We start from the raw sequence: 25147 nt of genomic DNA on the forward strand, positions 1-25147 counted from the left end.
ACAATCACCCATCCCAATTATCCAGCGCAGCCAGATGCGCTGGTATAACACGCCCAGCCTCCTCGTGTTCGAGGCACCTGAAAGACTTCACGTCGAAAAATACACCGATAGCCAGCCACATTGGCATGCGGCTCAGGTCCTGGACCACCTGCGCTACCGGCAATCCCTTCAAGATTGGGGGTGATGGCCCTGAGTTCAAGCCCTGAGCGCAAATACCGATAACCCACAATAGATAACCCGCAATAAGCGACGCATCGCCCTACGCAATTGCCCCGCGCTGACATAAACTGCGCGGCCGTTTTTTGACTGGAACGTAAAAGACATGAATAACCAATCCCCGGCCCGTGCCTGCGGCATCGATTTCGGCACGTCCAATTCCACTGTCGGCTGGCAACGGCCAGGGGTGGAATCGTTGATCGCGCTGGAGGACGACAAGATCACCCTGCCCTCAGTGGTGTTCTTCAACATGGAAGAGCGTCGCCCGGTCTACGGCCGCCTGGCGCTTCACGAATATCTGGAAGGCTACGAAGGCCGCCTGATGCGCTCGCTCAAGAGCCTTTTGGGTTCCAAGCTCATCAAGCACGACACCAGCGTGCTGGGCACGGCTATGCCGTTCAAGGACCTGCTGGCGTTGTTCATCGGCGAATTGAAGAAACGTGCCGAAACGACGGCCGGGCGCGAGTTCGAACAGGTGGTGCTGGGTCGTCCGGTGCATTTTGTCGATGACGATGCACTGGCCGATCAGGAAGCCGAAGACACACTGGCCGAGGTCGCGCGCAAGATCGGCTTCAAGGACGTGTCGTTCCAGTTCGAACCCATTGCGGCGGCGTTCGACTACGAATCCACCATCACCCGCGAGGAGCTGGTGCTGATTGTCGACATCGGCGGTGGTACCTCCGACTTCTCGCTGGTGCGCCTGTCGCCGGAACGGCGTGATCATGAGGATCGTCAGGATGACATCCTCGCCACCGGCGGCGTGCACATTGGCGGTACTGACTTCGACAAGCAGTTGAGCCTGCAAGGTGTGATGCCGTTGTTCGGTTATGGCAGCCGCATGAAAAGCGGCGCCTATATGCCCACCAGCCACCACATCAACCTGGCGACCTGGCACACCATCAACGCCGTCTACGCGCAGAAATCCCAGCTGGCGTTGGGCAGCATGCGTTACGACATCGAAGACACCGGCGGCATCGACCGGCTGTTCAAGCTGATCGAACAACGTGCCGGGCACTGGCTGGCGATGGAAGTGGAAGAGACCAAGATCCAGCTGACCCAGGCCGATAGCCGTCACTTGCTGATGGACCGGATCGAACCGGGCCTGAGCGTGGACCTTGGCCGCGCGATGTTCGAAGCGGCAATCGACGCGCAGCTCGAGCGGGTACGCAACAGCGTGACCCAATTGCTGAACCAGGCAGGGGTGAGCGTCGAGCAGGTCAATACGGTGTTCTTCACCGGCGGCTCAAGTGGCATTCCGGCGCTGCGCAACAGCGTGTCGGCGATGCTGCCGAATGCGCGTCATGTGGAAGGCAACATCTTCGGCAGCATCGGCAGTGGCCTGGCGATTGAAGCGAAGAAGCGTTACGGCTGAAGCTGAACGCCGATCGTCACCACGCTAAACCAGCCCTTCCTTCTGCAACTCACTCTTCAGGTACGCGTAGTAAATCGGTCCTGCCACCACACCTGGCAGGCCGAACGCGGCTTCGAACAGCAGCATGGCCAACAGCAGCTCCCAGGACTTGGCATTGATCTGCCCGCCCACGATTCGCGCGTTGAGGAAATACTCGACCTTGTGAATCACGATCAGGTAACCCAGCGCCGCCAGGGCCACCCAGATGGAGATCGACATACCGACGATGAAGATCAGCGTGTTGGACATCAGATTACCCACCACCGGCAAGAGCCCGAGCAGGAAGGTCATGATGATCAGGGTCTTGGTCAGCGGCAGGTGAATGCCACACAACGGCAGGACAACGGCCAGAAACACCGAAGTGAACGCCGTGTTGAGCAGGGAAATCTTGATCTGGGCGAAGACGATATTGCGGAACGCGCGGCTGACCAGATAAAGCCGGTCAAACAAGGCCGAGGCCAGCGGCTTGCGGGTATGCACGTCGGAAATCCGCTGCAGGGCGATGATCGCACCCAGCACCATGCCGATCAGCATGGTGACGAACATATGTGCCGCGCCTTTGCCGATCAGTTGCAACTCGCCAACGTGTTTCTGCAGCCATTGAAACAGCGAAACCTGAAACTCCGCCGCGCTGGCGGGCAGGTAGGAATCAATGAATGGCGGAAGCTGACCACGGGCGCGGTCAACCAGCGTCATGAACTTGTCGAGCGACGCGCCAGGGTTTTCCGCCTCATGCAGGACGAAACTGATCACACCGGCGAAGATCAGGGTCAGCAGACTGACGATGAGGGTTCCCAGCAGCGCAACGGCCAGCCACCTGGCGCGCTCGCCAGCGATGAGTTTTTGCAGCTTGGGGGTCAGCATGTTAACCAGTTCGAAGACCAACAGGCCGGCCAGCAGACTGGGCAGCAGCTTGAAGGGCAATACCATCAACAGACCGCCAAACACGAGAATCCAGCTGGCTATTAACACCTGACGCGCAGAAAACGTTGGCATAGACCCTCAAAGGGCAACACGAAGAGGTGGGCAGTCTGCCAGCGTTCGCAGCCGAGAACCAGTCATCCAGAAGCCGGAAGGCCTGCCGCCTGATCATCGATGCGATGACCGGGGTCACAACGGGACGCAAGCGCAGTGTTTACCGCACTCGCGCCTGTCGCAGGGCGCAACAACCGTCTGCGAAAAATTATTTCTTCTTGAGACAGTCGCTCATGAACGTCTTGCGGGCGTCGCCCTTGAGCGCTTGAGTGGAGGCCGTTGCGTTGCAGGTTTTCATTTTTTCCTGCTGAGTCGCTGCAGGAGCAGGCGTGGCTTTCAGGCAGGTGCTCATGAATGCCTTGCGCTCGTCGCCCTTGAGCGACTTGGCACTGGCGTCAGCATTACAGGTGGTCATCTTGTTCTGCTGCGCTGTAGCGGCAAAACCTTGCGCGGAAAACATCAGGCTAACGAGCAACAAAGGAATACCGAGTGTCTTCATCGTTCGACTCTCCAGGTCCGCTGTACCGGTCGGCACAACTTGAGATCAGTGTAGTCAAGATGTTGCAAAATATGAGGTACAACGCGGCACCACGATTGGCATTCATTTGAAACAGGTGGATAGTTGCGCCTCGTTCAATTTCCGGCACTCCCATGCAATACGCTTTTCCATTGCTGACCATCTTCATCTGGTCCGTCAACACCGTCATCACCAAGGCGGCGTCGGAGGTCATCTTTCCGTCTGAAATCGGCTTTTACCGCTGGCTGCTGGCGGGATTGTTGTTCACGCCCTTCATGCTCATCCCGGTCTGGAAAAATCGCGCAGCGATCAGACCTTTGCTGGGCAAGATCGTGGTCCTGGGCGCGCTGGGCATGGCGGTGTATCAGAGCCTTGCGTATTTCGCGGCGGGCATGACCACGGCCACCAATATGGGAATCATTCAGTCGCTGGTGCCTGTCATGGCGCTGGGGCTGTCCATTGCCTGCCTGGGCATGCGCCTGACCTACGGTGCATTGCTGGGCGCAGTGATCTCTTTTGCGGGGGTGATCGTGGTCGTCGCGGCGGGCAACCTGACAGGGCTCATCGAGCAGGGGATGAATCGGGGGGATGCCATCGTGCTGTTCGCCGCAGCGGCCTACGCGCTGTACAGCATGCTCTTGAAGAAATGGCAGTTGTGCCTGCCGCCGCTGCACTTGCTGTACATGCAGATTCTGGTGGCGATTGTGGTGTTGTTTCCGCTGTTCATTCTGTCGCCGCGCACCGGGCTGAACGCAAGCAACGTTCCGCTGGTGCTGTATGCCGCGATTCCCACCTCGATGCTGGCACCCTGGTTGTGGATGACCTCGATCATGCGCCTGGGTCCAAGCCGCACCACTCTATTCTTCAACCTGATGCCAATTGCCACGGCATTGATTGCCGCCGTGGCACTTGGCGAACAGCTGGCGCTTTATCACCTGTATGGCGGCGCGCTGACCCTGTGCGGGGTCATCCTCGCGGAACGCTGGAAGACCCCGCTACAGTTCAAAGCAGGCTAGGCGGTTGCACTGCCCTCACCGCCCTCCACGCTGTGGATTGACACGTCCGTGATGCCGGCGGCGTGCGGCATGCCGGCTTCGGGAAGGTCATCCAGCTCGACCTGATGCTTGAGCGCCAGCTCATGCACGATTTCAATGATCGGCACGTCCAGGTCTTCGATGACATCTACATGGTGCTCGCCCAACAGGGTGTACTCGATCTCATACAGCTCTTTATCGCCCATCGCATCACTTCCTGGCCGCCCCTTACGAACGGCTGATTACGAATTACTGCCTGATTGAGTTAAAGACCGGCAGCCTTGAGGCGCGCGGCGTGTTCCATGAACAGGCGCACGGGATCTGCGCCTTTGCCGACCAGCCCGAAGGTCTGGTTGACGATGTCGAAATGATCGAGCGCAAAGTCATCCCCGATGACCGTGCCCAGGTGCGAACTGAAACGCCCGACCATGCCATCAGATTGACCTCGCTCTTTCCTGAACGTGCGAGCGAATATTCGACAGGTCACGTTGGTGCCATCAATCAGGTTGCGTCCGCGATTGGTAATGCCCGGTTTGAGGATCCCGGACCAGGAGTAATAGCGCACTCCGCCCACCTGCTCTTCGCCGCTACCACCCCATACTTCGGGTAATCCCTGAGGATATTGCTTGTTGAACAGCGCAACCCCGGTGGTGGTCAGGGACTGATGCGAAGCGGTGATGTCCATCGGCAACTTCGGCCCGCGGTAGCCGGTTTCAAACACGGCGATTGCCCAGGCCAACAGCCCGATCACCGCGTTGACCAAACGCCCGCCCGGCGTTCCCGGTGGATAATGCCGTTCCAGGTAGTCCGCCAGCTCCGAACCATGATTGGGGCCGGCCACGGACGTAACCGATGCCACCAGATCGGGCCGCTTGGCTGCGACATAGCGCACCGTCAGCGCACCCTGACTGTGGCCGATCAGATTGACCTTGGCCACGCCGGTTTCCCGGACAGTCTGCTCAATGATCTTGAGCAACTGCTCGCCGCGTATCTCAGTCGAATTGACCCCGGATACCATCACCGGGATCACCCTCGCCCCGCCACGCTCAAGCGCTTTCACGATGCCGAACCAGTAGGGATACACCAGCAGCCGCACAAACCCTAACAAGCCTGGTACCAGCAACAATGGATAACGCGTCGCCTGTTCTTGCGCCATGTAGATCTCCCTGTGCTGAAACGAGTTGAACAACCCTTTCAACCTTAGCGCTGTTTTTTGGCAAGCCCGAACAACGCGACCATCAGGGGTGCTGCCTAATCGCCATCTTTTTTCGAACTCTTGCACACCTCCTCAGCTCCAACGTGCAACGGGCCAAGACCGGCTCTGACATGTGGAGCAATAACGATGTACAACAAAATCCTCGCAGCAACTTTCGTGTTGGCGACAATGGCTGGCTGCAGCAACACAACCGTGCAGAATCCGGTGGACTACGTCACCTATCGCAATGAGCCACTGGTCAAGCAGGTCGAGAACGGCATGACCCGCCAGCAGGTCCTGACCATCGGCGGTGAGCCTTCGTCAACCATCGACCGCAAAGTCAATACCGGCACCTGCAACAACTACGTGATGAGCAAAGACGGCCATAAACAGGTCTACCACGTCAGCTTCAACAGCGACGGCCGTGTGACCAACAAAGGTTTTATGACCTGCGAACAGCGTGAAATGAACGAACGTTCGATGTAATTCGCGTCGCGAATAAAAAAGCCCGATGCGTGATGCATCGGGCTTTTTCATGTCGACGTTTTTGTGCCCGTGTCAGAACACCAGCTTGAACAAGGCAATCACCACGATCAGGCCGATCAGGAAAATGATACCGATGGTGCTTCCCAGAAACTTGAGCATGTGAATCTCCACGATTGAATAGGTCTCAAGGTTGGGACCGCGCCAGGACGCGCTCGTTTCTTATATTTTTAACAGTGCTGGCGAAGCATGAAACGTGCGAAATCCAATAAAACTTTCTCGCCGTTCGTCACTCACAAAGATTGATGATCTTGCCACGCAACACATAGAGCGAGACACACAACCTGATGAACCTGGAGATAACCCATGAATTCTGCACCACAGCTATCCGATGTAAACAGCCTGCGCCAGCGTGCGCGCCAGAACGTTGAGAATGGTGCGGTCACCGAAGGCTACAACGCCGATCGCGAAACAGTCCTGCGCCTGCTCAACGAGTCGCTGGCAACCGAGCTGGTCTGCGTTCTGCGCTACAAACGCCACTACTACATGGCAACTGGCCTGAAGGCCAGCGTTGCGGCCGCCGAGTTCCTGGAGCACGCACAGCAGGAAGCCGAGCATGCCGACAAGCTGGCAGAGCGAATCGTGCAACTGGGCGGCGAGCCGGAGTTCAACCCGGACACCCTGTCCAAAAACTCCCACGCGCAGTACGTGGCAGGCAACACCCTCAAGGAAATGGTTTACGAAGACTTGGTGGCCGAGCGCATTGCGGTCGACAGCTACCGTGAAATCATTCAGTACATCGGCGACACCGATCCGACTACCCGTCGCATCTTCGAAGAGATCCTTGCACAGGAAGAAGAGCATGCCGACGACATGGCGGACATCCTGAACGACCTGTGATTCGGGACTGAAAGCAGAAGCCAGGATTTTTATCCTGGCTTTTTTGTGCCGCCTGGATAAACGCTACTTTCTTGTGGGAGGCGGCTTGCCGGCGATGCGATGTGTCTGGCGACCTCTTGTTGGCGGCTGGGAGACCCCGCTGTGCCACAGTTGGATGCCAGGCGCTTATTTCACGGTCTTGGGCGCCTTGCCTGAGCGCATCTGCTCCAGCAGCGGCCCGCACTGGTTGGGCTCGCTGTCACCGGTTGCGACCAGCGCCAGCAGCCCTGCCGCAGGCCCGACGGTTGCGCCCAGCAGAATCATCCCCGCACCGCGCAGCAACAGCGGACCGGATTGCACGCCCGCATTGGGCTTGGCAAACGGGCCGTTGACGTACAAAGGCGAGCGCAGCGAGAACACGCGAAACCCTTTGGACTCCGGGTTGATCTGCAAGTCCAATTGCTCGGTCTTCATGTTCGCCGTGCCGCTGATATAGATGATCGCATTCTCGGTGTCGAACACGAACAAGCGACTGGTGGCCAGTCCGTCCTTGATGCCGAAGTCGGACGCCGCACAGTTGATTTTCACGTCCTTGTCGCCGAACAGTTTGCCGACCACGTAGTTGCCCACATTGAGCCCTGCGATTTCCATCAGGCCACGGCTGATCGCGCCGTCGTTGACCAGCATTTTCAGCTCGCCATTGGCCGTGCCCAGCAGCGCAGCAATCGAGTTGCCCCGCCCGCTGATGTCGGCATCACCATTGAGCTCACCGAAACTGGTCTTCATCGGCTCGAACGTCGGGAACAGTTGCTTGAGCTTGAAATTGCGCGCCGACACCTTCGCACGACCTTGCAGCGGCCTGTCGCGACCATCGAGACGAATGTCCGCATCCAGCTTGCCGCCCGCCACACCAAAACGCAGGGGCTCAAGGCTAAGCTGGCCGTCATTGAGGATCAGATGCGTATAAAGGTCGGTGAATGGCAGATCCGGGCTTTGAACAATACGCTTGCCGGTAAACTCGACGTCGGCATCCATCGCACGCCAGCGATCAGTCTGGAACTCCTCGACCGGCAGCACTTTGCCGGCAGGCTGCTTGCTCTCGCCGCCACGCTTTTTCTGCGCAGCATTGGAGTCGGCACCGATCAGCGGCGCCAGATCACTGAACAGCAACTGGTCTGACACCAGCACGCCGGTGAGCTTGGGCCGTGGCTGGCTGGCAACGAAGCCCAGATCGCCGTGAATGTCGCTGTTGCCGATCTTGCCGTTGAATTTTTCGTAGCTGAAACGAGCGCCGTCCGGGTCATGCAGCTTGGCGATCAGCCGACCGTCCGTTGAATACGCAGGCGAATCAGGCAGCGTGACGCCGGTCAGCGGGTAGAGATTGCTCAGGCTGGCACCAGACAGCTTCAAACGCAGATCAAGCGCACCCAGATTCTGAGGATCCGTGACCGTCCCGGCGATCACGCCATGGGTGTCGCCGACCTTTACATCAGCCTGCACCGGGAACGGCTGATTGGCATCTTTCAATGCCAGCAAGCCACCGATCTTGCCTGTGCCGTTGAGCTTCTGACCGTGATACTGACCTTTGACGGCCAGCCCGAACGCGTAATCCTGCGGCACCACACCCTTGTCCTGGGCCTTTTTCGCTTCCTTGCTGCCGACGATTTCGCCGAACGGGATAGGCTTGCCGAGCATCTCGATCACCACATCCAGCTGCGTGTTCAGGGTCTGATCATTGAAGCTGACCAGTCCTTTGTCGAACTTGATCGCACCAATGTCCACTTCCCACTTCGTAGGCTCGGCATTGGGGTCGGACTTGGGCAAATCGAACACCCAGTTGGCACGCCCATCAGCCAGCCGTTCCAGCTTGGCTTCAGGCCCGGTCAGATCAATACGCGGAATCACCACGTGTTGGGCCAGCAACGGCAGCAGCGACAGCCGAAATTCCACTTGCTTGAGCGTGACCATCTGCGGCTGTTTCGACCACTCGGGGTTGCCCAGCGTCAGGTCTTCAGCCACAAAATGCGGCGAGGGCACCCAGGCGCGCCAGCCGCCCAACTCAGGCTCACGCGACCAGCGCACGTCCAGATTGCCATTGATGGCGAACGGGCGATGCAGCGCTTCGCTGACCTTTTCATTGAGGGTGGGTTTGATGCGATTCCAGTCGAAAGTGACAATCACAATGACCAACACGGCCAGCACCACCAGCAAAGTGGCGCCTGTCCACGCGAAAATCCTACGGCTGCGCGTCATGCATGACTCTCCAGAAAACAGTGCCCCTGCCTTGGAACACTGAGTACGACATGCCCGTTCGACTGACAAAAGCGTCGAGGGTTTGATCGAGATGGGCAAATAAGCTGCAAACCTTGCGGCGCAGCGACAGCGACGGAATCATTTTGGTTGATTCCCACCATCAACTTTATGAACTTCTGTCTCGACGGGACCGGCGTCATAGTGCACGCCTGTACCCATCGTCCGCTCTTTCGAGGAGCACAACCATGAAACCCCACCTGTTACTGAGCCTGTTTCTGTCCGTCTTCGCCGCCAATGCCTACGCCGCTTCGGCATCCGAGCGCGAACTGCGCATTGCCGAGAACGGCCCTGATCGCCTGGTTCAGCAGTATCAAAGAGTCTGATCACGCCAAACGCCGAAAAGCCTTTCGACGCAGGCAAAGCGCATTTGTTAAAGTGCGACGCAGTCTATCTCCAGAATCGTTTGAGCCATGCTGCCCCGCGCCGAACAAAAACAACAGACCCGAAGAGCCTTGCTGGACGCCGCCCACCACTTGATGGAAAGCGGACGCGGTTTCGGCAGCCTGAGCCTGCGCGAAGTGGCACGCACGGCGGGCATTGTGCCGACCGGCTTCTATCGCCACTTCGAAGACATGGACCAGCTCGGTCTGGTGCTGGTCAGCGAAGTGGGCCAGACCTTCCGGGAAACCATCCGGCTGGTTCGGCATAACGAATTTGCCATGGGCGGTCTGATTCGCGCTTCGGTGCAGATATTTCTCGAGCGCGTGGCCGCCAATCGCTCGCAGTTCCTGTTTCTGGCTCGCGAACAATACGGCGGCTCGCTGAAGGTGCGTCAGGCATTGGGCGCGCTGCGCGAAGGCATCAGCGCCGACCTGACGGCCGACCTCGCGAAGATGCCCAAGTGGCAGCATTTGAGCGCTGACTCGCTGTCGATCATCGCCGACCTTGTGGTCAAGAGCGTGTTCGCCATGCTGCCCGAACTGATTGACCCGCCTCCCGCCTCGCTCGCGCCGCACCTCACGCCCCAAGCCAAGATCACCCAGCAATTGCGCTTTATCTTCATCGGCGCAAGGCATTGGCGTGGTCTGGGCAGTCACGACTGATCACTCAAAACCAGATTGTTCTGATCGCTCCTGCACTGCGTGCTCATCATTGTGCACAGATTCCGACAAGCCTTTAGAGCGGGCGCGATTCCCGCAAACCCAAACTCGCCCCACGCTGGGGCAGTCTGTCCATTGCGCACCAAAAATGCGCACGACTTATAATAAATAACCCCGCCCCGTCCGTCTTTTCCCTCGTTCTGCACTGTTGGCAAGCCCCTTGCTCTGCTTTGAGGCATCGCAATTGGCTGGAAGCTATCTGATGCTGGTGATTCACAACCGAATCGAACCCCAGGCCGAATGGGCCGCCGAACTGCATTTGAACTTCGAGGCGCGCAGCAAGAGCCGCCTGCGCTGCTTCAGTGCAGAAAACGAGGATGTGGGCCTGTTTCTGCAACGCGGGCAACCGCCGCTACGTGATGGCGAGTTTCTGCAGGCCGAGGATGGCCGTATCGTGCGGGTCTGCGCTCGCCCGGAAAAGCTGATGCATGTCACCTGCAGCAGCACTTTCGAACTGACCCGCGCGGCCTACCACCTGGGTAATCGTCACGTGGCCCTGCAAGTCGGAGACGGCTGGCTGCGATTGCTCGACGACTACGTGCTCAAGGCGATGCTCGATCAACTGGGCGCTACCACTGAAACCATCGAAGCCCCGTTCCAGCCGGAGCATGGTGCTTATGGCGGAGGCCATCATCATTCACGTGCAGGAGAAGAGGATTTCAACTACCCGCCTCGCCTGCACCAGTTCGGTGTGCGCACGTGAACAGCGCCTGGGCGCTTCTGCGCCTGGCCAGTCCGCAGCTACCGATTGGTGGCTACAGCTATTCGCAAGGGCTGGAGATGGCGGTGGAACACGCGATCGTGACCAACCCGCAAACCGCGGCTCGCTGGATCGGTGATCAATTGCTGCTCAACCTTGCGCGCTTCGAAGCCCCGTTGCTGCTGGCTCACTGCCAGGCCGCGGCCGATGAAGACTGGGGACAACTGCTGCAAGTCAGCGAGCAACATCGCGCCAGCCGGGAAACCCGCGAGCTGCATCTGGAAAGCAGGCAGATGGGCTATTCCCTGCAACAGTTGCTCAACGGCCTGCCGGAACTGGACCGCGATGCGCGACGCTTTCTGGAACAGACGACCGAGCCACACCTGGCACTCGGCTGGGCGCTGGCTGCCCGCGCCTGGCAGATCAGCCCGCAGGATGCACTGGCTGCCTGGCTCTGGAGCTGGCTGGAAAACCAGTTGGCGGTGCTGATGAAGACCCTGCCGCTCGGCCAGCAGGCCGCCCAGCGCCTGACCAGCGAACTGCTGCCGCTGTTGCAGCAGGCGCAGGCCAACGCTGGCACACACGATATCCACCAATGCGGCAGTGCGGCCTTCGGTCTGTCACTGGCGAGCATGGCCCACGAACGTCAATACAGCCGGTTATTCCGGTCCTGATATGCATCCATGGAGAACTCAATGAACAGCCAACCCCTGCGCGTCGGCATCGGTGGCCCGGTCGGGTCGGGCAAGACCGCACTGACACTCGCGCTCTGCCTGGCACTGCGTGATCGCTACAACCTGGCGGTCGTGACCAACGATATCTACACCCGCGAAGACGCCGACTTTCTGGTGCGCAACGAAGCACTGGCGCCCGAGCGCATCATCGGCGTAGAAACCGGCGGCTGCCCGCACACGGCGATTCGTGAGGACGCGTCGATCAATCTGGAGGCCGTCGACCAGCTTAATCGTCGCTTCGAGGGTCTGGACCTGATCATCGTCGAATCGGGTGGCGACAACCTGTCCGCGACGTTCAGCCCGGAGCTGTCCGACCTGACCATCTATGTCATCGACGTCTCGGCAGGCGACAAGCTGCCACGCAAAGGCGGCCCGGGCATTTGTAAATCGGATCTGCTGGTCATCAACAAGATCGACCTTGCGCCATTGGTAGGTGCCTCGCTGGAGATGATGGACAGCGACACCCGCCGGATGCGCGGTGAAAAACCGTTCGTCTTCAGCAACCAGAAAACCGGCCAGGGTCTGGAACAGATCATTGCCTTCATTGAACGCCAGGGCCTGCTGAACGCGGCCGCCTGATCCCACGACAAGGAAACTCTCGATGAACACCCAAAAAGTCCTCGGCGCTCTCGCCCTGCTGCTGGTGCCGACCCTGGCCATGGCGCACCCTGGCCATGGTGATAACGGTTTGATCGCCGGTATCAGCCACCCGCTGGGCGGTCTTGATCACTTGCTGGCGATGCTGGCGGTCGGTCTGTGGGCAGCACAACAACAAGGCACAGCACGCTGGGCACTGCCCTGCACGTTCGTCGGCACCATGCTGATCGGCGGCGTATTGGGCTTCGAAGGTTTGAACCTGCCTGCGCTGGAGAGCGGTATTGCAGCGTCGGTGCTGGCGCTGGGCCTGGCCGTCGCACTGGCTGTTCGTCCGCCTCTGCCGCTGGCGGTTGCAGCAACTGCGCTGTTCGCGCTGTTCCACGGCGTCGCACACGGCCTTGAGCTGCCGGACATGTCCAGCCCGTGGGCCTACGCCGCAGGCTTCGTTGCCGCTACTGCCGCACTGCATGCCGCGGGTTACGCCGTCGTTCGCGTCCTGCCGCGCGCCGCAGCACCGCTGGTGCGCCTGGCCGGTGCCGCGTCTGCCGCGACAGGTGTCTGGTTGTTGGCAGGCTGAATAGACATGCCGTGGGAGGCGGCTTGCTGGCGATGCGGTTTGTCAGGCAACGCTTTGGCGACGGGTACAACGCCATCGCCAGCAAGCTGCCTCCCACGATACGTCGGCGGCTGTGAGATCGTGCCGTTTCAGGCTCAGCTGACACAACGAAATGCCCTGGAGAAACACCGTGCTTTCGTGGAAGGCGGCTTGCTGACGATGCGATTTGTCAGGCAGCTCTTTGGCGACAGGTACAACGTAATCGCCAGCAAGCTGCCTCCCACGATCCGTCGGCGGCTGTGAGATCGCGCCGTTTCAGGCTCAGCTGACACAACGAGAGCACCGGAGAAACACTGTGCCTCCGTGGAAGGCGGCTTGCCGGCGATGCGGTTTGTCAGGCAACTCTTTGGCGACGGGTACAACGCCATCGCCAGCAAGCTGCCTCCCACGATCCGTTGGCGGCTGTGAGATCGCGCCGTTTCAGGCTCAGCTGACACAACGAAATGCCCTGGAGAAACACCGTGCTTTCGTGGAAGGCGGCTTGCCGGCGATGCGGTTTGTCAGGCAGCTCTTTGGCGACGGGTACAACGCCATCGCCAGCAAGCTGCCTCCCACGATCCGTTGGCGGCTGTGGGATCGTGCCGCTTCAGGCTCAGCTGACACAACGAAATGCCCTGGAGAAACACCGTGCTTTCGTGGGAGGCGGCTTGCCGGCGATGGCGTCAGGCCTGGTGGTGATGGGCCGGCTGAAAAAACGAATAGACGGCAAGTCGCATCCCACAGGGTTTGCAGTCATCCAGAAACACGTGTGGATAACCATGAGCGCGATGTAACGGGCGATCAAAAGGCCCATCGAGACTTGCGCGGCAATCCTGCTAACATGTCGCGCATCCCGATTCAGCTGCGACGACCCCGATGCCACACGCTTCCAGTTCCGCCCCCACGCCTGAGATGACCTCGGTCTTCGCTGCCTTGCAGGCGCATTTCCTGCAGGTCATCGTGCCGCTCTGGCAAGGCCCCGGCTGGAATGCGCAACTGGCGTTGCCGTACGAAGCCCTCGACGCGAATCATCAACCGCTGCCACCGCAACGCTATCGGGCCATGGCGTGTGCGCGGCAGCTGTTCCTGTTTTCCAGCCTGATTGGCCATCCCGACGTACCCGATGCCCCTGTGCGTGCCGGGGCGCTGTTTCGCTCGTTGCAGCAGCACTTTCACGATGGCGAACATGGCGGCTGGTTTTACAGCATCGACCCACAGGGCAATCCGCTGGATCGTCGCAAGGACCTCTACACCCACGCCTTCATCATCTTCGCCTGTGCGCATTACTGGGCCAAAGCCCGGGATCCGCTCGCGGAGTCGGTACTCAACGCAGCACTCAACGTCGTCGCCGAGCGCTTCGCCGATGAGGCGGGCCTGTACGAAGCACAATTGAACGAGGACTGGTCAACACTGGGCACGGGGCCTTTGCAGAACCCTCTGATGCATCTGGCCGAAGCCTTTCTGGCGACGCTGTCGGTACGTGCCGACCCGCAGACCCAATCGGCAATGGACGCGCTGGCCGTCAACATGCAGCAGCGTTTTGTGGATAAAACGACGGGGGTCATGCTGGAGAAACCGCTGGGGGCTGTGGATAACTGGTACGAGCCGGGCCATCAATTCGAATGGTTTTTTCTGCTGGAGTCTTCCCCCGAGATGCGCGGCAGGCCCCTGCATGCCGCCATGACGCGCGCCTTCGCCTATGCACAGGCGCAGGGCGTCGATCCACAGAACGGTGCTGTGACGGCAACCCTGACGCTGGATGGCAAGGTGCAAGACAGCACCCAACGCATCTGGGCGCAGGCCGAATACTTGCGTGCGATGGCGTTGCGTCCCGAATGCGAGTCAGCGCTGACCCGACAGTTGCTCGACTTCGAGCAGCGCTTCCTGCGTGCGACAGGCTGGAACGAGTGCGTCGACCCCGATGGCACGGTCAGCCGCAGCGACATGCCCTCGACCACGCCTTACCATCTGGCAACCTGCTACATCGGGCTGGCGGACTATCTGGAAAACCGCTTCGTCACGGCCTTCCCGCCGCCCACGCCCGAAAGAGACTGATCAGCCGCGATTACGATCGATCGCAAACCCTGCCCAGGTCTGGCTGACGGGCATCAGTTCCAGGCTATTGATGTTGACGTGGGCCGGGGTGTTCATGATCCAGAAGATCGTATCGGCGATGTCCTGAGGCTGAATCGGCTCAGCCCCGGCATAGGTCGCATCGTACTTGGCCTGATCGCCACCGAAACGCACCAGCGAGAACTCGCTTTCGCACAGGCCTGGCTCTAGATTGGTCACGCGCACGCCGGTGCCGATCAGGTCGTTGCGCAGGTTGAGCGAGAACTGCCCGACAAACGCTTTGGTGCCGCCGTATACGTTGCCGCCCGGATACGGATAGTTACCCGCCACCGACCCAAGATTGACAATGCTCGCGCCACGACCGTGGGCGATCAGGCGTGGCAGCAGCAGGCGTGTGCTGTAGACCAGACCTTTGATGTTGGTGTCGATCATGGTGTCCCAATCGTCCAGATCGCACTTGGGTGCCGGATCGATGCCCAGCGCCAGACCTGCGTTGTTGATCAGGCCCTGAATCGTGGCGAATTCTTCCGGCAGCTCCGCGATGGCGCTTTCCATGGCTGCACGGTCACGTACGTCCAGTACCAGCGTGTGAACCCTGGTCTGCTTCGACAACTCGGCGCTCAGCGTATCCAGGCGATCCTTGCGGCGACCGGTCAGCACCAGCGACCACCCTGCTTCGGCGAAGCGGCGCGCGCAGGCCTCGCCAAACCCGGACGTGGCGCCTGTAATGAATACGGTGGAAGTCATCTCGTTCTCCTGACGTGGCGCAGCCTGTCGTAAAAAAGCGGCGCAACCTGTTAATAAATAAACCCAAAAAAGAAGAATGCCCTTCGCGAACGCTCTGGATCAAGCATGGGGATAAATCGCACCGGCACGCACAGTCAACTGTACAAAAAACGACCAACGCAACCAAAGCCTTGCAGAACAAGGCTCACAGGCAGTTTTGCCCATGTTATCCACAGTCAGACCCACAAAATCCGGGGGCAACTCTTAAACGCCACAGGGCGCGCAAACCGCGGCCTGCAGCGCTCCCTGCAAAGTTTTTACCTTGACTTTGCCTCGCACAGCAAAAGAGGGGCTGCCACACAAATGCTACGGGATGACCTGCAGCCCAGCCAGTATGCCGCTTTCCTCACTATTTCCAACGCTTGCCCACAGACTTATCCACAGGCTATCGCCGTCGCCAAGCTGTATGAACAACCAGTCTCAAGACGGTTGACAAACAGCGTCAACGAACGCCTGAAATCGACTGATCAAATGTTGACCACAATCCTACACGCCTTATGAATAAAGGCCTGCAGCCAAATACACCCAAGTTATTAACAGCCGGTTCCACAGTAAACCTGAACAAGTCGAAACCGTGACAAAACAACCCTTTGCAGCGGTTTTATGTCGCAGTCTGGAGACCTTTCAAAATTGTTTTCCACAATTCTCAAAAACGACGCCCCGGATGTAAAACACCCGAGGCGCACGGTTGAAACAGCAAGCGTTGCGGCGAAATCAGTGCCCGCCCAGATAGGCGTTCCTGACCTCTTCATTGACCAGCAATTCCTGGCCGGTGCCGGACAGGCGGATCTCGCCGTTGACCATCACGTAAGCGCGGTCGGACAGTTTGAGGGCGTGGTTGGCGTTCTGCTCGACCAGAAAGATGGTCATCCCGCTCGCCGCCAGCTCACGCAGGGTGGCGAAGATCTGTTTGACGATGATCGGCGCCAGGCCCAGGCTCGGCTCGTCGAGCAGCAGCAGTTTCGGGCGGCTCATCAGCGCACGGGCGATGGCCAGCATTTGCTGCTCGCCGCCGGACATGGTCATGGCGCGCTGGTTGCGACGCTCCTTGAGGCGCGGAAACAGCTCGAACATGCGTTGCATGTCTTCGGCCGAGTGCTTGTCGCCAATCGGGATGGTACCCATCATCAGGTTTTCCTCAACCGACATGTCGGGAAACACCCGCCGCCCTTCCGGCGATTGTGCGATGCCGTTGGAAGCGATGTAGTGCGACGACTTCTGAGTGATGTCGGTGCCCTGATAGATGATCTGCCCGCTGGCCGCACGTGGCTGGCCGAAGATCGACATCAGCAGCGTGGACTTGCCCGCGCCGTTGGAGCCGATCAGGCTCACCGTCTCGCCTTCGTCGATGTGCATCGACACTTTTTTGAGGGCCTGGATCGGCCCGTAAAACACATCGATCTCTTTCAGTTCGAGGATCGGCTTGCTCATACCAACTCCTCTTCATCAGCGCCCAGGTACGCCGCGATCACTTTCGGATCGTTGCGGATCTGCTCCGGCCCGCCTGCGGCAATCACGTTGCCGTGGTCGAGTACCACAATGTCGTCGGATATCCCCATCACCATGCCCATGTCGTGCTCGATCAGCACAATGGTCATGTCGTGCTCGTCACGCAGCAGGCGGATCATGCCGCTCAGGGCTTCGGTTTCCTGAGGATTGAGACCTGCAGCAGGCTCGTCCAGGCAAATCACCTGTGGACGCGTACACATGGCGCGAGCGATCTCCAGACGGCGCTGCTGCCCGTAGGACAGTTCACCGGCCAGACGGTTGGCACAGTCCACCAGGTCCACCACTTCCAGCCAGTAGAACGCAGTGTTGAGCGCATCTTCCTCGGCCTTGCGATAACCGCGGGTGTTGAGGATCCCGCTGATCAGGCTGCGATTGACCCACATGTGCTGGGCAACCAGCAGGTTCTCGACCACCGACATTTCCTTGAACAGGCGAATGTTCTGGAATGTGCGCGCCAGTCCTGCCCGGTTGACCAGGTGGGTGCCGCCGAACATCTTGTAATACACGCGGTTCAGGAAGCTTTTCGGCGACACGAAATCGGTGCCTTTGAACGGCTCGCCCAGCAGTTTGATCACGTTGGTGGTCTTGTCACGCGTATGCAGCTCGATGCGTCCGCCCGTAGCCTTGTAGAAGCCGGTCAGGCAGTTGAACACCGTGGTTTTGCCTGCGCCGTTGGGGCCGATCAGGGCGAAGATCGAGTTGCGGCGAACTTTGAGGCTCACGTCGCTCAAGGCCTTGATGCCGCCGAAATGCATCATCAGGTGCTCGACAGAAAGAATCACTTCGTTGCTCATTGCGCGGCTCCTTCTTTAACCAGCGCACCCTTGCGCGGAACCACACCGGTACGGCTGATACGGATCAGGCCACGTGGCCGCCAGATCATCATCAACACCATCAGAATGCCGAACAGCAACACGCGGTACTCGGAGAAGCTGCGCAGCAGCTCGGGCGCGACCGTCAGCACGAAGGCTGCGATCACCACACCGACCGTCGATCCCATGCCGCCGAGCACCACGATGGCGAGAATCAGCGCCGACTCGAAGAAGGTGAACGAGGTCGGGTTGACGAAGCCCTGATAGCTGGCAAAGAACACACCGGCAAGACCCGCCGTCGATGCACCGATGGTGAACGCCGACAGCTTGACCAGCACGTGGTTGAGGCCCATCGAGCGGCAGGCGATCTCGTCTTCACGCAGGGCTTCCCACGCACGGCCGATCGGCATGCGGGTCAGGCGATGCTTGACGAACAGCACGGCCAGCACCACGAGGAACAGCACGGTGTAGATGAACAGGAATTTGAGGTCCGGGTTGTAATCGAAGCCGAAGTATTCGTGGATCGGAATCCCGCCGTCTTTCGCACGACGCCCGAACTCCAGGCCGAAGAAAGTGGGTGAAGGCACCGGCACACCATTCGGACCGCCGGTGAACGACAGCCAGTTGTTGAGCACCAGACGAATGATTTCGCCGAAGCCCAGGGTCACGATGGCCAGATAGTCGCCATGCATGCGCAGCACCGGAAAGCCCAGAATGCAGCCTGCCAACGCCGCAGCAATCGCCGCCAGTGGCAGCGCCGACCAGAAGCCCAGCCCGAGGTACTGATACCCCAGCGCCAGACCGTAAGCGCCGATGGCGTAGAACGCCACGTAGCCAAGGTCGAGCAGCCCGGCCAGACCGACCACGATGTTCAGGCCCAGCCCCAGCAGCACATAGATCAGCCCGAGAATGACCACGGTCAGCAGGTACTTGTTGGCGAAGATCGGGAACACGATGGCGATCACGATCAGCGCCGGGATGATCCAGTACAGGCTCGACTTGTGATCCGGCTTGAGCACGTGCACACCCGAGCCTGAACTCTCGAAGCTCTGGGAAATGCGTACGCCTTTGGGTGTCTGCAGAAACAGGCTCATCAGGAAGCGCCCGGCCATGACCACCGCCACCAGCCACGCCACTCGGGTCGGCTGCAGGTTGAAGCTGTAGCCGTCGAGCACAATGCCCACAATCGGGCCGAACACGATCAGCGCCAGCAGACCAGCCACCACAGCGTCGATCAGACTTTTCTTGATATCAACAGGTTTAGCGATAGGAGCGGACATACTTATACCTTCGCCACGAGTGGGCGACCCAGCAGGCCTTGGGGACGGAAAATCAGGATCAATACCAGCAGGCCGAAACTGAACACGTCTTTGTAGTCGGAGTTGATCAGGCCGGAGAACTGCGACTCGGCAACGCCCAGAATCAGGCCACCGAGCATCGCGCCGGGCAACGAACCGATCCCGCCCAATACCGCTGCGGTGAACGCCTTGATGCCGATGACGAAGCCTGCGTAGAAGTCGAAGGTGCCGTAGTTCATGGTGATCAGCACGCCCGCCAGTGCCGCCATGGCTGCGCCGATGATGAACACGTAGGAGATGACCCGGTCGGTGTTGATCCCCAGGATCGACGCCATCTTGCGGTCCTGCTGGGTGGCACGACACATGCGGCCCAGCTTGGTGTACTTGATGATGTAGGTCAGCACGCCCATGCCGACGAAGGCGGCGATGAGGATGAAGATCTTGGTGTAGGTGATCTGCACGAAGCCGGTGCCGATTTCGAAACGCCAGGCACCTTCAAGCAGCGTGGGCACGCCCTGTTGGCGAGCCCCCTGACTGATCTGCGCATAGTTCTGCAGAATCAGCGAGATGCCAATGGCGCTGATCAGTGGAGCCAGTCGGGTCGAGTTGCGCAGCGGCTTGTAGGCCACGCGCTCGATCACAAATCCGTAAACGCCCGTCACCACGATGGTGAAGATCAGCGTTCCCAGAATCAGGAATGGAAAGGATTCCAGTCCGAAGAAAGACAGTACCGCCAGGCCGATCGCGGCCAGGTAGGCGGAAATCATGTACACGTCGCCGTGGGCGAAGTTGATCATGCCGATGATGCCGTAGACCATCGTGTAGCCGATGGCGATAAGGCCGTAGACAGACCCGAGTGTCAGTCCGTTGATCATTTGCTGCAGGAATATACCGTCCATCACGCACGCTCACACACTTGAAAGGCAGCTCAGCATCCCGCCCGCCGAGCCCTCGTGAGGCGCGGCGAACAGGTCCGAAAGCAACAGAAAATGCAGGCTCGCTCATAGGCGAGCCCATCCACCCTTCAGCTCGCGCTCACCTCAAGCGAGCGCGGCTGACGAAGGCACGTTTTTATTTCTGTTTTTCAAGCTGGTGGTATTTACCGTCTTTATCCCACTGGTAAACCACGTAGTCGGAGACTTTCAGGTCGCCCTTGCTGTCCCAGGTCTTCTCGCCCATGACGGTCTTGACCGGGTGTGCCTTGAGCCATTCGGCCGCTTTGTCGCCCTTGTTGACCTTGGCGCCGTTGAAGCCTGCGGCCAGTGCCTGAATCGAGGCGTAAGCGTACAGGGTGTAGCCTTCAGGCTCGGTACCGCCTTTGCGGAACTGCTCCACGACCGCCTTGCTGTCAGGCAGCATGCGCGGGTCGGCACCGAAGGTCATGTACACGCCATCCACATACTGAGGGCCGCCAGCGGTGGTCACCAGTTCGTCGGTCACGACGCCGTCGTCAGACATGAACCTGACGTCCTTGAGGCCTTGCTCGCGCAGTTGGCGAACCAGCGGACCGGCTTCCGGGTGCAGGCCGCCGAAGTAGACCACATCGGCACCGGTCGAACGGATCTTGGTCACCAGGGCGCTGAAGTCTTTCTCGCCACGGGTCAGGCCTTCATACAACACCGGCGTCACGCCGCGCTTTTTCAGCTGGGTCTGGGTGGCATCTGCCAGGCCCTGACCATAAGTGTCCTTGTCGTGAATGACCGCAATCTTCTTGCCTTTCAGGACATCCACGATGTAGTCGCCAGCCACAATACCTTGCTGGTCATCACGGCCACACATGCGGAACATCTCTTTCAGGCCACGCTCGGTGACCTGCGGGTTGGTCGAGCCAGGAGTGATGGCAATGATGCCTGCGTCACTGTAGATCTCCGAAGCCGGGATGGTCGAAGACGAGCAGAAGTGCCCGACGACGCCAATGACCTTGTCCTGATCCGCCAGACGGTTAGCCACTGCGACCGCTTGCTTGGGCTCGCAGGCATCGTCGCCGGCAACCAGCACAATCTTCTCCCCGTTCACGCCGCCCGCTGCGTTAATGGCATCGGCAGCGGCCTGCGCACCCTTCATGTACTGCTCACCGAACGCTGCGTTAGCGCCAGTCATTGGCCCCGCAACGCCGATTTTCACGTCAGCCTGCGCCAACGAAGACACGCCCAATGCAGTTGCTACTGCAATTGTCAGAAAGCCTTTCCTGTAAAACGTATGCGACATGAGTGGTGCTCCTGGATTTTTTTTAATTGGCACTGCGACTACGCCATTGGTTAGAGCAAGGGGCGTGCCATCACTTTTTTTGTTCCGGAAAATGTCATGTTTAGCTTGTCATTCAATGACCTGTTCTCATTGCCCACACGCCGTGCAACCGTCTGGACCACGAAAGGTGCAACCATCGATCAAAAAGTGCAACCAAGACAAAACGGAACAGCAACCGCGACATTGACTGACGTGCAACCCGCCTGTAACAACGTACGTCACCGAAGTGCACACGCCCGGTGCGCAAACGCTACGAGACGCACCATTTGAGGCTAGTGGATCTGGCGAAAAATGCCGCCCCACCTGCAAGCCCATCGCAGCCCTCCTCTGCGATGATGCGGGTCCGCGTAGTAATAACCGGCCTGCAGCAAGGCAACAAACGACCTTTAGGCGAGATATCATTCCGATTATTCATGATGCTCATGCCCGCATCGCGCCCTGTAGAAGAGAAGCCACGCCATGCTCAACAAACGTCATCTGCCATCGATCGCTGCGCTGCAATGCTTTGAGGCGGTGACCCGGCATTTGAGCTTCACCCGTGCGGCCGAGGAGTTGAACCTGACCCAGAGCGCGGTGAGCAAGCAGGTGGCGCAGCTTGAAGAGCTGGTGCAGCACTTGCTGTTTCAACGTGTGCGCCGCCGCCTGCAACTGACCCCGGCGGGTGCGTTGTACCTGGCAGAAGTGCGCAAGATCCTCAATCAGGTCGAGATGTCTACCCACTTTCTGCGCTCTTACGGCGGCGAGACCGAAGTGCTGCGCGTCTCGACACCCTCGACGTTCGGCGCACGCTGGCTGGTGCCGCGCCTCAAGGGCTGGCGCCTGCGTCACCCGCACATTCACCTGGACCTGCTCAACGAACAGGAGTCCGATGATCTGATCAAGGGCCGCTGCGACGTGTCGTTCTACTTTGGCCAGGCTGCTATTCCCGGTGCCGAAAGCGTGAAGCTGTTCGGCGAGGAACTGATCCCGGTCTGCTCGCCCGATTGCCTGCCCGACGCGCCCTTCACCGACCCCACGCAACTGAGCGAACTGGTCCTGCTGCAGAACGCCTTCCGCCCTCAGGCCTGGCATGAATGGTTCGAAAGCCAGGGCTATCACACCGACCACAGCTATCACGGCCCGCGCTTTGAAACCTTCTACATGTGCATCCGCGCCGCACAGGTCGGTTGCGGCGTTGCCTTGCTGCCGCGCTTTCTGGTGGAAGAAGAACTGGCCGATGGCAAGCTGGTGATCCCTTGGGATTTTGCATTGCCCAGCACCAACAGCGCCTATTACCTGTCCTACCCGGAACACACCGCTGACGTGCCCAAAATCCGGGTGTTCCTGCAATGGATGCTCGAACAGTTGGATCAACCGGTCAGTTAAGGGCGACAATGCCCACCCAGCAGGCCGTGAGCTGTCCGTGGCAACAGGACAGGACCTCGCGAGCCCCCTGTTTTCCGGCTGCTCTGGAGACCCGAAACAATGAGCGAGAGCGCCTTCTCCAATCGCATCGTGCAAAGTCTGCTCGATACCGATTTTTACAAGCTGACCATGATGCAGGCCGTCCTGCACAATTACCCCAACGTCGATGTCGAGTGGGAGTTTCGCTGCCGCAACGGCGAGGACCTGCGTCCTTATCTGGATGAAATCCGGCTGCAGATCGAGCTGCTGTGCGAACTGTCGCTGAGCCCTGAACACCTGGCTTTTCTGGAACGCATCACGTTCATGAAGCCCGACTTCCTGCGCTTTCTGGGGCTGTTTCGCTTCAACACCCGCTACGTCAAAACCAGCATCGAAAACGATGAGCTGTGCATTCGTCTGCATGGCCCATGGCTGCATGTGATCCTGTTCGAAGTGCCGCTGCTGGCCATTGTCAGCGAAGTGCGCAACCGCCATCGCTACCCGAAAATCCTGCTCAGCCAGGCACGTGAGCGGCTTTACGACAAGTTCGAGTGGCTGAGCACCCACGCCACGCCCGACGAGCTGGCCGAACTCAAGGTCGCAGACTTCGGCACGCGCCGGCGCTTTTCCTATCGCGTTCAGGAAGAAGTCCTCGGCGTGCTCAAGCATGATTTTCCCGGTCAGTTCGTGGGGACCAGTAATGTCCACCTGGCGCGCCAGCTTGACCTGAAACCGCTGGGCACCATGGCTCACGAGTGGATCATGGCCCACCAGCAACTGGGACCGCGCCTGATCGACAGCCAGATTGCCGCCCTCGACTGCTGGGTGCGTGAATACCGCGGGCTGCTGGGCATTGCCTTGACCGACTGCATCACCACAGATGCGTTTCTGACCGATTTCGATCTGTACTTTGCCAAGTTGTTCGACGGTTTACGCCACGACTCGGGCGATCCGGTGAAGTGGGCCGAAAAATGCATCCTGCACTACCGCAAACTGGGCATCGATCCGATGAGCAAGACGCTGGTGTTCTCGGACGGCCTGAACCTGCCCAAGGCGCTGGAGATTTTCCGGGCACTGCGCGGGCGCATCAATGTCAGTTTCGGTATTGGCACCAACCTGACGGCCGACGTCCCCGGCATCGCACCGATGAACATGGTGCTGAAAATGACCGCCTGTGCCGGCCAGCCCGTGGCAAAGATTTCCGATGAGCCCGGTAAGGCACAATGCAAGGACCCGAACTTCGTTGCTTACCTGCGGCATGTGTTCAAGGTGCCGGATCTGCCGCCTTCTGATAAACCCGTTTGAAAATGACTACTCAAGAGGAGTGAATCATGCACGCCGTACAGCGCCAGATTGCTGAACAGCTCAAGGTCCAGCCACCTTTCGCGGACCAGAACGCCCTGCAGGCCGAAGTCGCCCGCCGCGTCGACTTCATCAAACAATGCCTGCAAAACGCCCGTCTCAAGTCGCTGGTGCTGGGCATCAGTGGCGGTGTCGATTCGCTGACCGCTGGCCTGCTCGCTCAGCGTGCAGTCAAGGAACTGCGCGAGAGCACAGGCGACAGTGGCTATCGTTTCATCGCCGTGCGCCTGCCGTACGTGGTGCAGGCCGATGAGCACGAAGCCCAGGCATCGGTGGATTTCATTGAGCCGGACGAGCGCCACACCGTGAACATCGGCACCAGCGTCAAGGCACTCGCGGCCGAAGTGAAGGCGTTTGAAGGGCATCACGCCAGCACGGTGGACTTCGTGCTCGGCAATACCAAGGCGCGGATGCGCATGGTCGCCCAGTACACCATTGCCGGCGCCTATCAGGGTCTGGTGATCGGAACTGACCACGCGGCCGAGGCAGTGATGGGCTTTTTCACGAAATTCGGCGACGGCGCATGCGACCTCGCGCCATTGAGTGGTCTGGTGAAAAATCAGGTGCGGGCCATCGCGCGTCACTTCGGCGCGCCGGAATCGTTGGTCGAAAAAGTACCGACAGCGGACCTTGAAGACCTGTCACCCGGCAAACCGGACGAAGCGTCCCACGGCGTGACCTACGCCGAGATCGATGCGTTCCTGCACGGCGAGCCGGTGCGTGAAGAGGCGTTCAGGATCATCTGCGACACCTACGCCAAGACCCAGCACAAGCGCGAACTGCCTTACGCACCGTAAGGCAGTCCCACAGCGGCGCGTCGCACGCAGTGCGGGAGTCGGCTTGCCGGCGATTCGTTTTTTCAGACGACATGTAAGCGACTGAAGTGACGCCATCGCCGGCAAGCCGCCTCCCACATTCTGTGGCTGGC

26 protein-coding genes are annotated in these 25147 nt (G+C 59.5%); 14 read left to right on the forward strand and 12 right to left on the reverse strand.

All coding sequences use genetic code 11. The annotated features are described in order from the left end of the window. Positions 1-322: 322 nt before the first annotated feature. On the forward strand, positions 323-1588 hold the full coding sequence (locus H8S56_RS11325; protein ID WP_187518694.1) for an Hsp70 family protein: 1266 nt from the start codon (positions 323-325) through the stop codon (positions 1586-1588). A 24-nt stretch (positions 1589-1612) separates the two neighbouring features. Here the strand turns inward: H8S56_RS11325 and H8S56_RS11330 are convergent, their stop codons facing one another. Both H8S56_RS11330 and H8S56_RS11335 read right to left on the reverse strand, forming a co-directional pair. Beyond that, on the reverse strand, positions 1613-2623 hold the full coding sequence (locus H8S56_RS11330; protein WP_187518695.1) for an AI-2E family transporter: 1011 nt from the start codon (positions 2621-2623) through the stop codon (positions 1613-1615). Positions 2624-2810: 187 nt separating this feature from the next. Next, complete coding sequence (locus H8S56_RS11335) at positions 2811-3101, reverse strand: PsiF family protein (RefSeq protein WP_024689410.1); 291 nt, start codon at positions 3099-3101, stop codon at positions 2811-2813. A gap of 152 nt (positions 3102-3253) precedes the next feature. Between H8S56_RS11335 and H8S56_RS11340 the strand changes: the two genes are divergently transcribed. Next, entirely contained in the window at positions 3254-4135 is an 882-nt protein-coding gene (locus H8S56_RS11340; protein ID WP_187518696.1) for a DMT family transporter, read from the forward strand. On the opposite strand, the gene H8S56_RS11345 is transcribed toward H8S56_RS11340, so the two are convergent. Both H8S56_RS11345 and H8S56_RS11350 read right to left on the reverse strand, forming a co-directional pair. Further along, a complete protein-coding gene (locus H8S56_RS11345) occupies positions 4132-4359 on the reverse strand; it encodes a hypothetical protein (RefSeq protein ID WP_024695538.1) in 228 nt (75 codons plus the stop codon). The two genes, H8S56_RS11340 and H8S56_RS11345, sit on opposite strands and share 4 nt — an antisense overlap. A 59-nt stretch (positions 4360-4418) precedes the next feature. Further along, the gene (locus H8S56_RS11350; RefSeq protein ID WP_187518697.1) at positions 4419-5309 is read right to left on the reverse strand and encodes a lipase family alpha/beta hydrolase; all 891 of its coding nucleotides are present in this window, start codon (positions 5307-5309) and stop codon (positions 4419-4421) included. A 186-nt stretch (positions 5310-5495) separates the two neighbouring features. Between H8S56_RS11350 and osmE the strand changes: the two genes are divergently transcribed. Beyond that, on the forward strand, positions 5496-5834 hold the full coding sequence (osmE, locus tag H8S56_RS11355) for an osmotically-inducible lipoprotein OsmE (RefSeq protein WP_024689414.1): 339 nt from the start codon (positions 5496-5498) through the stop codon (positions 5832-5834). Positions 5835-5906: 72 nt separating this feature from the next. Here osmE and H8S56_RS25105 read toward each other — a convergent pair whose 3' ends face one another. Then, positions 5907-6005: a small membrane protein YohP gene (locus tag H8S56_RS25105; RefSeq protein ID WP_445677831.1), complete on the reverse strand. Its 99-nt coding sequence runs from the start codon at positions 6003-6005 to the stop codon at positions 5907-5909. 192 nt (positions 6006-6197) lie between these two features. On the opposite strand from H8S56_RS25105, the gene H8S56_RS11360 reads away from it, so the two are divergent. After that, a complete protein-coding gene (locus H8S56_RS11360; RefSeq protein WP_024689415.1) occupies positions 6198-6731 on the forward strand; it encodes a ferritin-like domain-containing protein in 534 nt (177 codons plus the stop codon). 165 nt (positions 6732-6896) lie between these two features. Here H8S56_RS11360 and H8S56_RS11365 read toward each other — a convergent pair whose 3' ends face one another. Then, a complete protein-coding gene (locus H8S56_RS11365) occupies positions 6897-8963 on the reverse strand; it encodes an AsmA family protein (RefSeq protein WP_187518698.1) in 2067 nt (688 codons plus the stop codon). Positions 8964-9208: 245 nt separating this feature from the next. On the opposite strand from H8S56_RS11365, the gene H8S56_RS11370 reads away from it, so the two are divergent. The 7 genes from H8S56_RS11370 to H8S56_RS11400 all read left to right on the forward strand — a co-directional run bounded on the left by H8S56_RS11370 (position 9209) and on the right by H8S56_RS11400 (position 14804). After that, positions 9209-9346, forward strand: a complete 138-nt coding sequence (locus H8S56_RS11370; protein WP_159372164.1) for a hypothetical protein — start codon at positions 9209-9211, stop codon at positions 9344-9346. 87 nt (positions 9347-9433) lie between these two features. Then, positions 9434-10066: a TetR family transcriptional regulator gene (locus H8S56_RS11375; RefSeq protein ID WP_024689417.1), complete on the forward strand. Its 633-nt coding sequence runs from the start codon at positions 9434-9436 to the stop codon at positions 10064-10066. Between the two features lie 259 nt (positions 10067-10325). Next, positions 10326-10826, forward strand: a complete 501-nt coding sequence (ureE, locus tag H8S56_RS11380; protein ID WP_024689418.1) for an urease accessory protein UreE — start codon at positions 10326-10328, stop codon at positions 10824-10826. Continuing rightward, positions 10823-11497, forward strand: a complete 675-nt coding sequence (locus tag H8S56_RS11385; RefSeq protein WP_187518699.1) for an urease accessory protein UreF — start codon at positions 10823-10825, stop codon at positions 11495-11497. Before ureE ends, H8S56_RS11385 begins: the two co-directional genes overlap by 4 nt. 21 nt (positions 11498-11518) lie before the next feature. Continuing rightward, entirely contained in the window at positions 11519-12136 is a 618-nt protein-coding gene (gene ureG, locus H8S56_RS11390; protein ID WP_003347890.1) for an urease accessory protein UreG, read from the forward strand. A 22-nt stretch (positions 12137-12158) separates the two neighbouring features. Continuing rightward, entirely contained in the window at positions 12159-12731 is a 573-nt protein-coding gene (locus H8S56_RS11395; RefSeq protein WP_024689420.1) for a HupE/UreJ family protein, read from the forward strand. Between the two features lie 894 nt (positions 12732-13625). Then, entirely contained in the window at positions 13626-14804 is a 1179-nt protein-coding gene (locus H8S56_RS11400) for an AGE family epimerase/isomerase (RefSeq protein WP_187518700.1), read from the forward strand. Here H8S56_RS11400 and H8S56_RS11405 read toward each other — a convergent pair whose 3' ends face one another. The 6 genes from H8S56_RS11405 to H8S56_RS11430 form a co-directional block, all read right to left on the reverse strand. Beyond that, positions 14805-15569 carry an SDR family oxidoreductase gene (locus H8S56_RS11405; RefSeq protein WP_024685192.1) on the reverse strand — a complete coding sequence of 255 codons (765 nt, stop codon included), beginning with the start codon at positions 15567-15569 and terminating at the stop codon, positions 14805-14807. It lies immediately after the preceding gene. A 753-nt stretch (positions 15570-16322) separates the two neighbouring features. Beyond that, on the reverse strand, positions 16323-17039 hold the full coding sequence (locus H8S56_RS11410) for an ABC transporter ATP-binding protein (protein WP_024685194.1): 717 nt from the start codon (positions 17037-17039) through the stop codon (positions 16323-16325). After that, complete coding sequence (locus tag H8S56_RS11415) at positions 17036-17911, reverse strand: ABC transporter ATP-binding protein (protein WP_024696327.1); 876 nt, start codon at positions 17909-17911, stop codon at positions 17036-17038. The genes H8S56_RS11410 and H8S56_RS11415 overlap by 4 nt, the downstream gene beginning before the upstream one ends. After that, positions 17908-19209: a high-affinity branched-chain amino acid ABC transporter permease LivM gene (gene livM / locus H8S56_RS11420; RefSeq protein WP_024685196.1), complete on the reverse strand. Its 1302-nt coding sequence runs from the start codon at positions 19207-19209 to the stop codon at positions 17908-17910. Before livM ends, H8S56_RS11415 begins: the two co-directional genes overlap by 4 nt. Positions 19210-19211: 2 nt before the next feature. Then, positions 19212-20126 (reverse strand): ABC transporter permease subunit, encoded by a 915-nt coding sequence (locus H8S56_RS11425; protein ID WP_004883614.1) that lies wholly within the window; start codon positions 20124-20126, stop codon positions 19212-19214. 172 nt (positions 20127-20298) lie between these two features. Then, positions 20299-21435, reverse strand: a complete 1137-nt coding sequence (locus H8S56_RS11430) for a branched-chain amino acid ABC transporter substrate-binding protein (protein ID WP_024685197.1) — start codon at positions 21433-21435, stop codon at positions 20299-20301. Positions 21436-21933: 498 nt separating this feature from the next. Between H8S56_RS11430 and H8S56_RS11435 the strand changes: the two genes are divergently transcribed. The 3 genes from H8S56_RS11435 to nadE all read left to right on the forward strand — a co-directional run bounded on the left by H8S56_RS11435 (position 21934) and on the right by nadE (position 25016). Further along, complete coding sequence (locus tag H8S56_RS11435; RefSeq protein WP_024685198.1) at positions 21934-22839, forward strand: LysR substrate-binding domain-containing protein; 906 nt, start codon at positions 21934-21936, stop codon at positions 22837-22839. Positions 22840-22938: 99 nt separating this feature from the next. Further along, on the forward strand, positions 22939-24162 hold the full coding sequence (gene pncB / locus H8S56_RS11440; RefSeq protein ID WP_024685199.1) for a nicotinate phosphoribosyltransferase: 1224 nt from the start codon (positions 22939-22941) through the stop codon (positions 24160-24162). Between the two features lie 26 nt (positions 24163-24188). Next, positions 24189-25016 (forward strand): ammonia-dependent NAD(+) synthetase, encoded by an 828-nt coding sequence (gene nadE, locus H8S56_RS11445; protein ID WP_187518701.1) that lies wholly within the window; start codon positions 24189-24191, stop codon positions 25014-25016. Positions 25017-25147: the final 131 nt, after the last annotated feature.

This window comes from Pseudomonas triticifolii, from assembly GCF_014358015.1.
GTDB classification, from domain to species: Bacteria; Pseudomonadota; Gammaproteobacteria; order Pseudomonadales; family Pseudomonadaceae; genus Aquipseudomonas; species Aquipseudomonas triticifolii.

Bases quoted from the DNA above. Each gene is read 5' to 3' on its own strand.
- H8S56_RS11325 (WP_187518694.1), top strand. From the start codon at position 323: ATGAATAACCAATCCCCGGCCCGTGCCTGCGGCATCGATTTCGGCACG.
- H8S56_RS11330 (WP_187518695.1), bottom strand. From the start codon at position 2,623: ATGCCAACGTTTTCTGCGCGTCAGGTGTTAATAGCCAGCTGGATTCTC.
- H8S56_RS11335 (WP_024689410.1), bottom strand. From the start codon at position 3,101: ATGAAGACACTCGGTATTCCTTTGTTGCTCGTTAGCCTGATGTTTTCC.
- H8S56_RS11340 (WP_187518696.1), top strand. From the start codon at position 3,254: ATGCAATACGCTTTTCCATTGCTGACCATCTTCATCTGGTCCGTCAAC.
- H8S56_RS11345 (WP_024695538.1), bottom strand. From the start codon at position 4,359: ATGGGCGATAAAGAGCTGTATGAGATCGAGTACACCCTGTTGGGCGAG.
- H8S56_RS11350 (WP_187518697.1), bottom strand. From the start codon at position 5,309: ATGGCGCAAGAACAGGCGACGCGTTATCCATTGTTGCTGGTACCAGGC.
- osmE (WP_024689414.1), top strand. From the start codon at position 5,496: ATGTACAACAAAATCCTCGCAGCAACTTTCGTGTTGGCGACAATGGCT.
- H8S56_RS11360 (WP_024689415.1), top strand. From the start codon at position 6,198: ATGAATTCTGCACCACAGCTATCCGATGTAAACAGCCTGCGCCAGCGT.
- H8S56_RS11365 (WP_187518698.1), bottom strand. From the start codon at position 8,963: ATGACGCGCAGCCGTAGGATTTTCGCGTGGACAGGCGCCACTTTGCTG.
- H8S56_RS11370 (WP_159372164.1), top strand. From the start codon at position 9,209: ATGAAACCCCACCTGTTACTGAGCCTGTTTCTGTCCGTCTTCGCCGCC.
- H8S56_RS11375 (WP_024689417.1), top strand. From the start codon at position 9,434: ATGCTGCCCCGCGCCGAACAAAAACAACAGACCCGAAGAGCCTTGCTG.
- ureE (WP_024689418.1), top strand. From the start codon at position 10,326: ATGCTGGTGATTCACAACCGAATCGAACCCCAGGCCGAATGGGCCGCC.
- ureG (WP_003347890.1), top strand. From the start codon at position 11,519: ATGAACAGCCAACCCCTGCGCGTCGGCATCGGTGGCCCGGTCGGGTCG.
- H8S56_RS11395 (WP_024689420.1), top strand. From the start codon at position 12,159: ATGAACACCCAAAAAGTCCTCGGCGCTCTCGCCCTGCTGCTGGTGCCG.
- H8S56_RS11400 (WP_187518700.1), top strand. From the start codon at position 13,626: ATGCCACACGCTTCCAGTTCCGCCCCCACGCCTGAGATGACCTCGGTC.
- H8S56_RS11405 (WP_024685192.1), bottom strand. From the start codon at position 15,569: ATGACTTCCACCGTATTCATTACAGGCGCCACGTCCGGGTTTGGCGAG.
- H8S56_RS11410 (WP_024685194.1), bottom strand. From the start codon at position 17,039: ATGAGCAAGCCGATCCTCGAACTGAAAGAGATCGATGTGTTTTACGGG.
- H8S56_RS11415 (WP_024696327.1), bottom strand. From the start codon at position 17,911: ATGAGCAACGAAGTGATTCTTTCTGTCGAGCACCTGATGATGCATTTC.
- livM (WP_024685196.1), bottom strand. From the start codon at position 19,209: ATGTCCGCTCCTATCGCTAAACCTGTTGATATCAAGAAAAGTCTGATC.
- H8S56_RS11425 (WP_004883614.1), bottom strand. From the start codon at position 20,126: ATGGACGGTATATTCCTGCAGCAAATGATCAACGGACTGACACTCGGG.
- H8S56_RS11430 (WP_024685197.1), bottom strand. From the start codon at position 21,435: ATGTCGCATACGTTTTACAGGAAAGGCTTTCTGACAATTGCAGTAGCA.
- H8S56_RS11435 (WP_024685198.1), top strand. From the start codon at position 21,934: ATGCTCAACAAACGTCATCTGCCATCGATCGCTGCGCTGCAATGCTTT.
- pncB (WP_024685199.1), top strand. From the start codon at position 22,939: ATGAGCGAGAGCGCCTTCTCCAATCGCATCGTGCAAAGTCTGCTCGAT.
- nadE (WP_187518701.1), top strand. From the start codon at position 24,189: ATGCACGCCGTACAGCGCCAGATTGCTGAACAGCTCAAGGTCCAGCCA.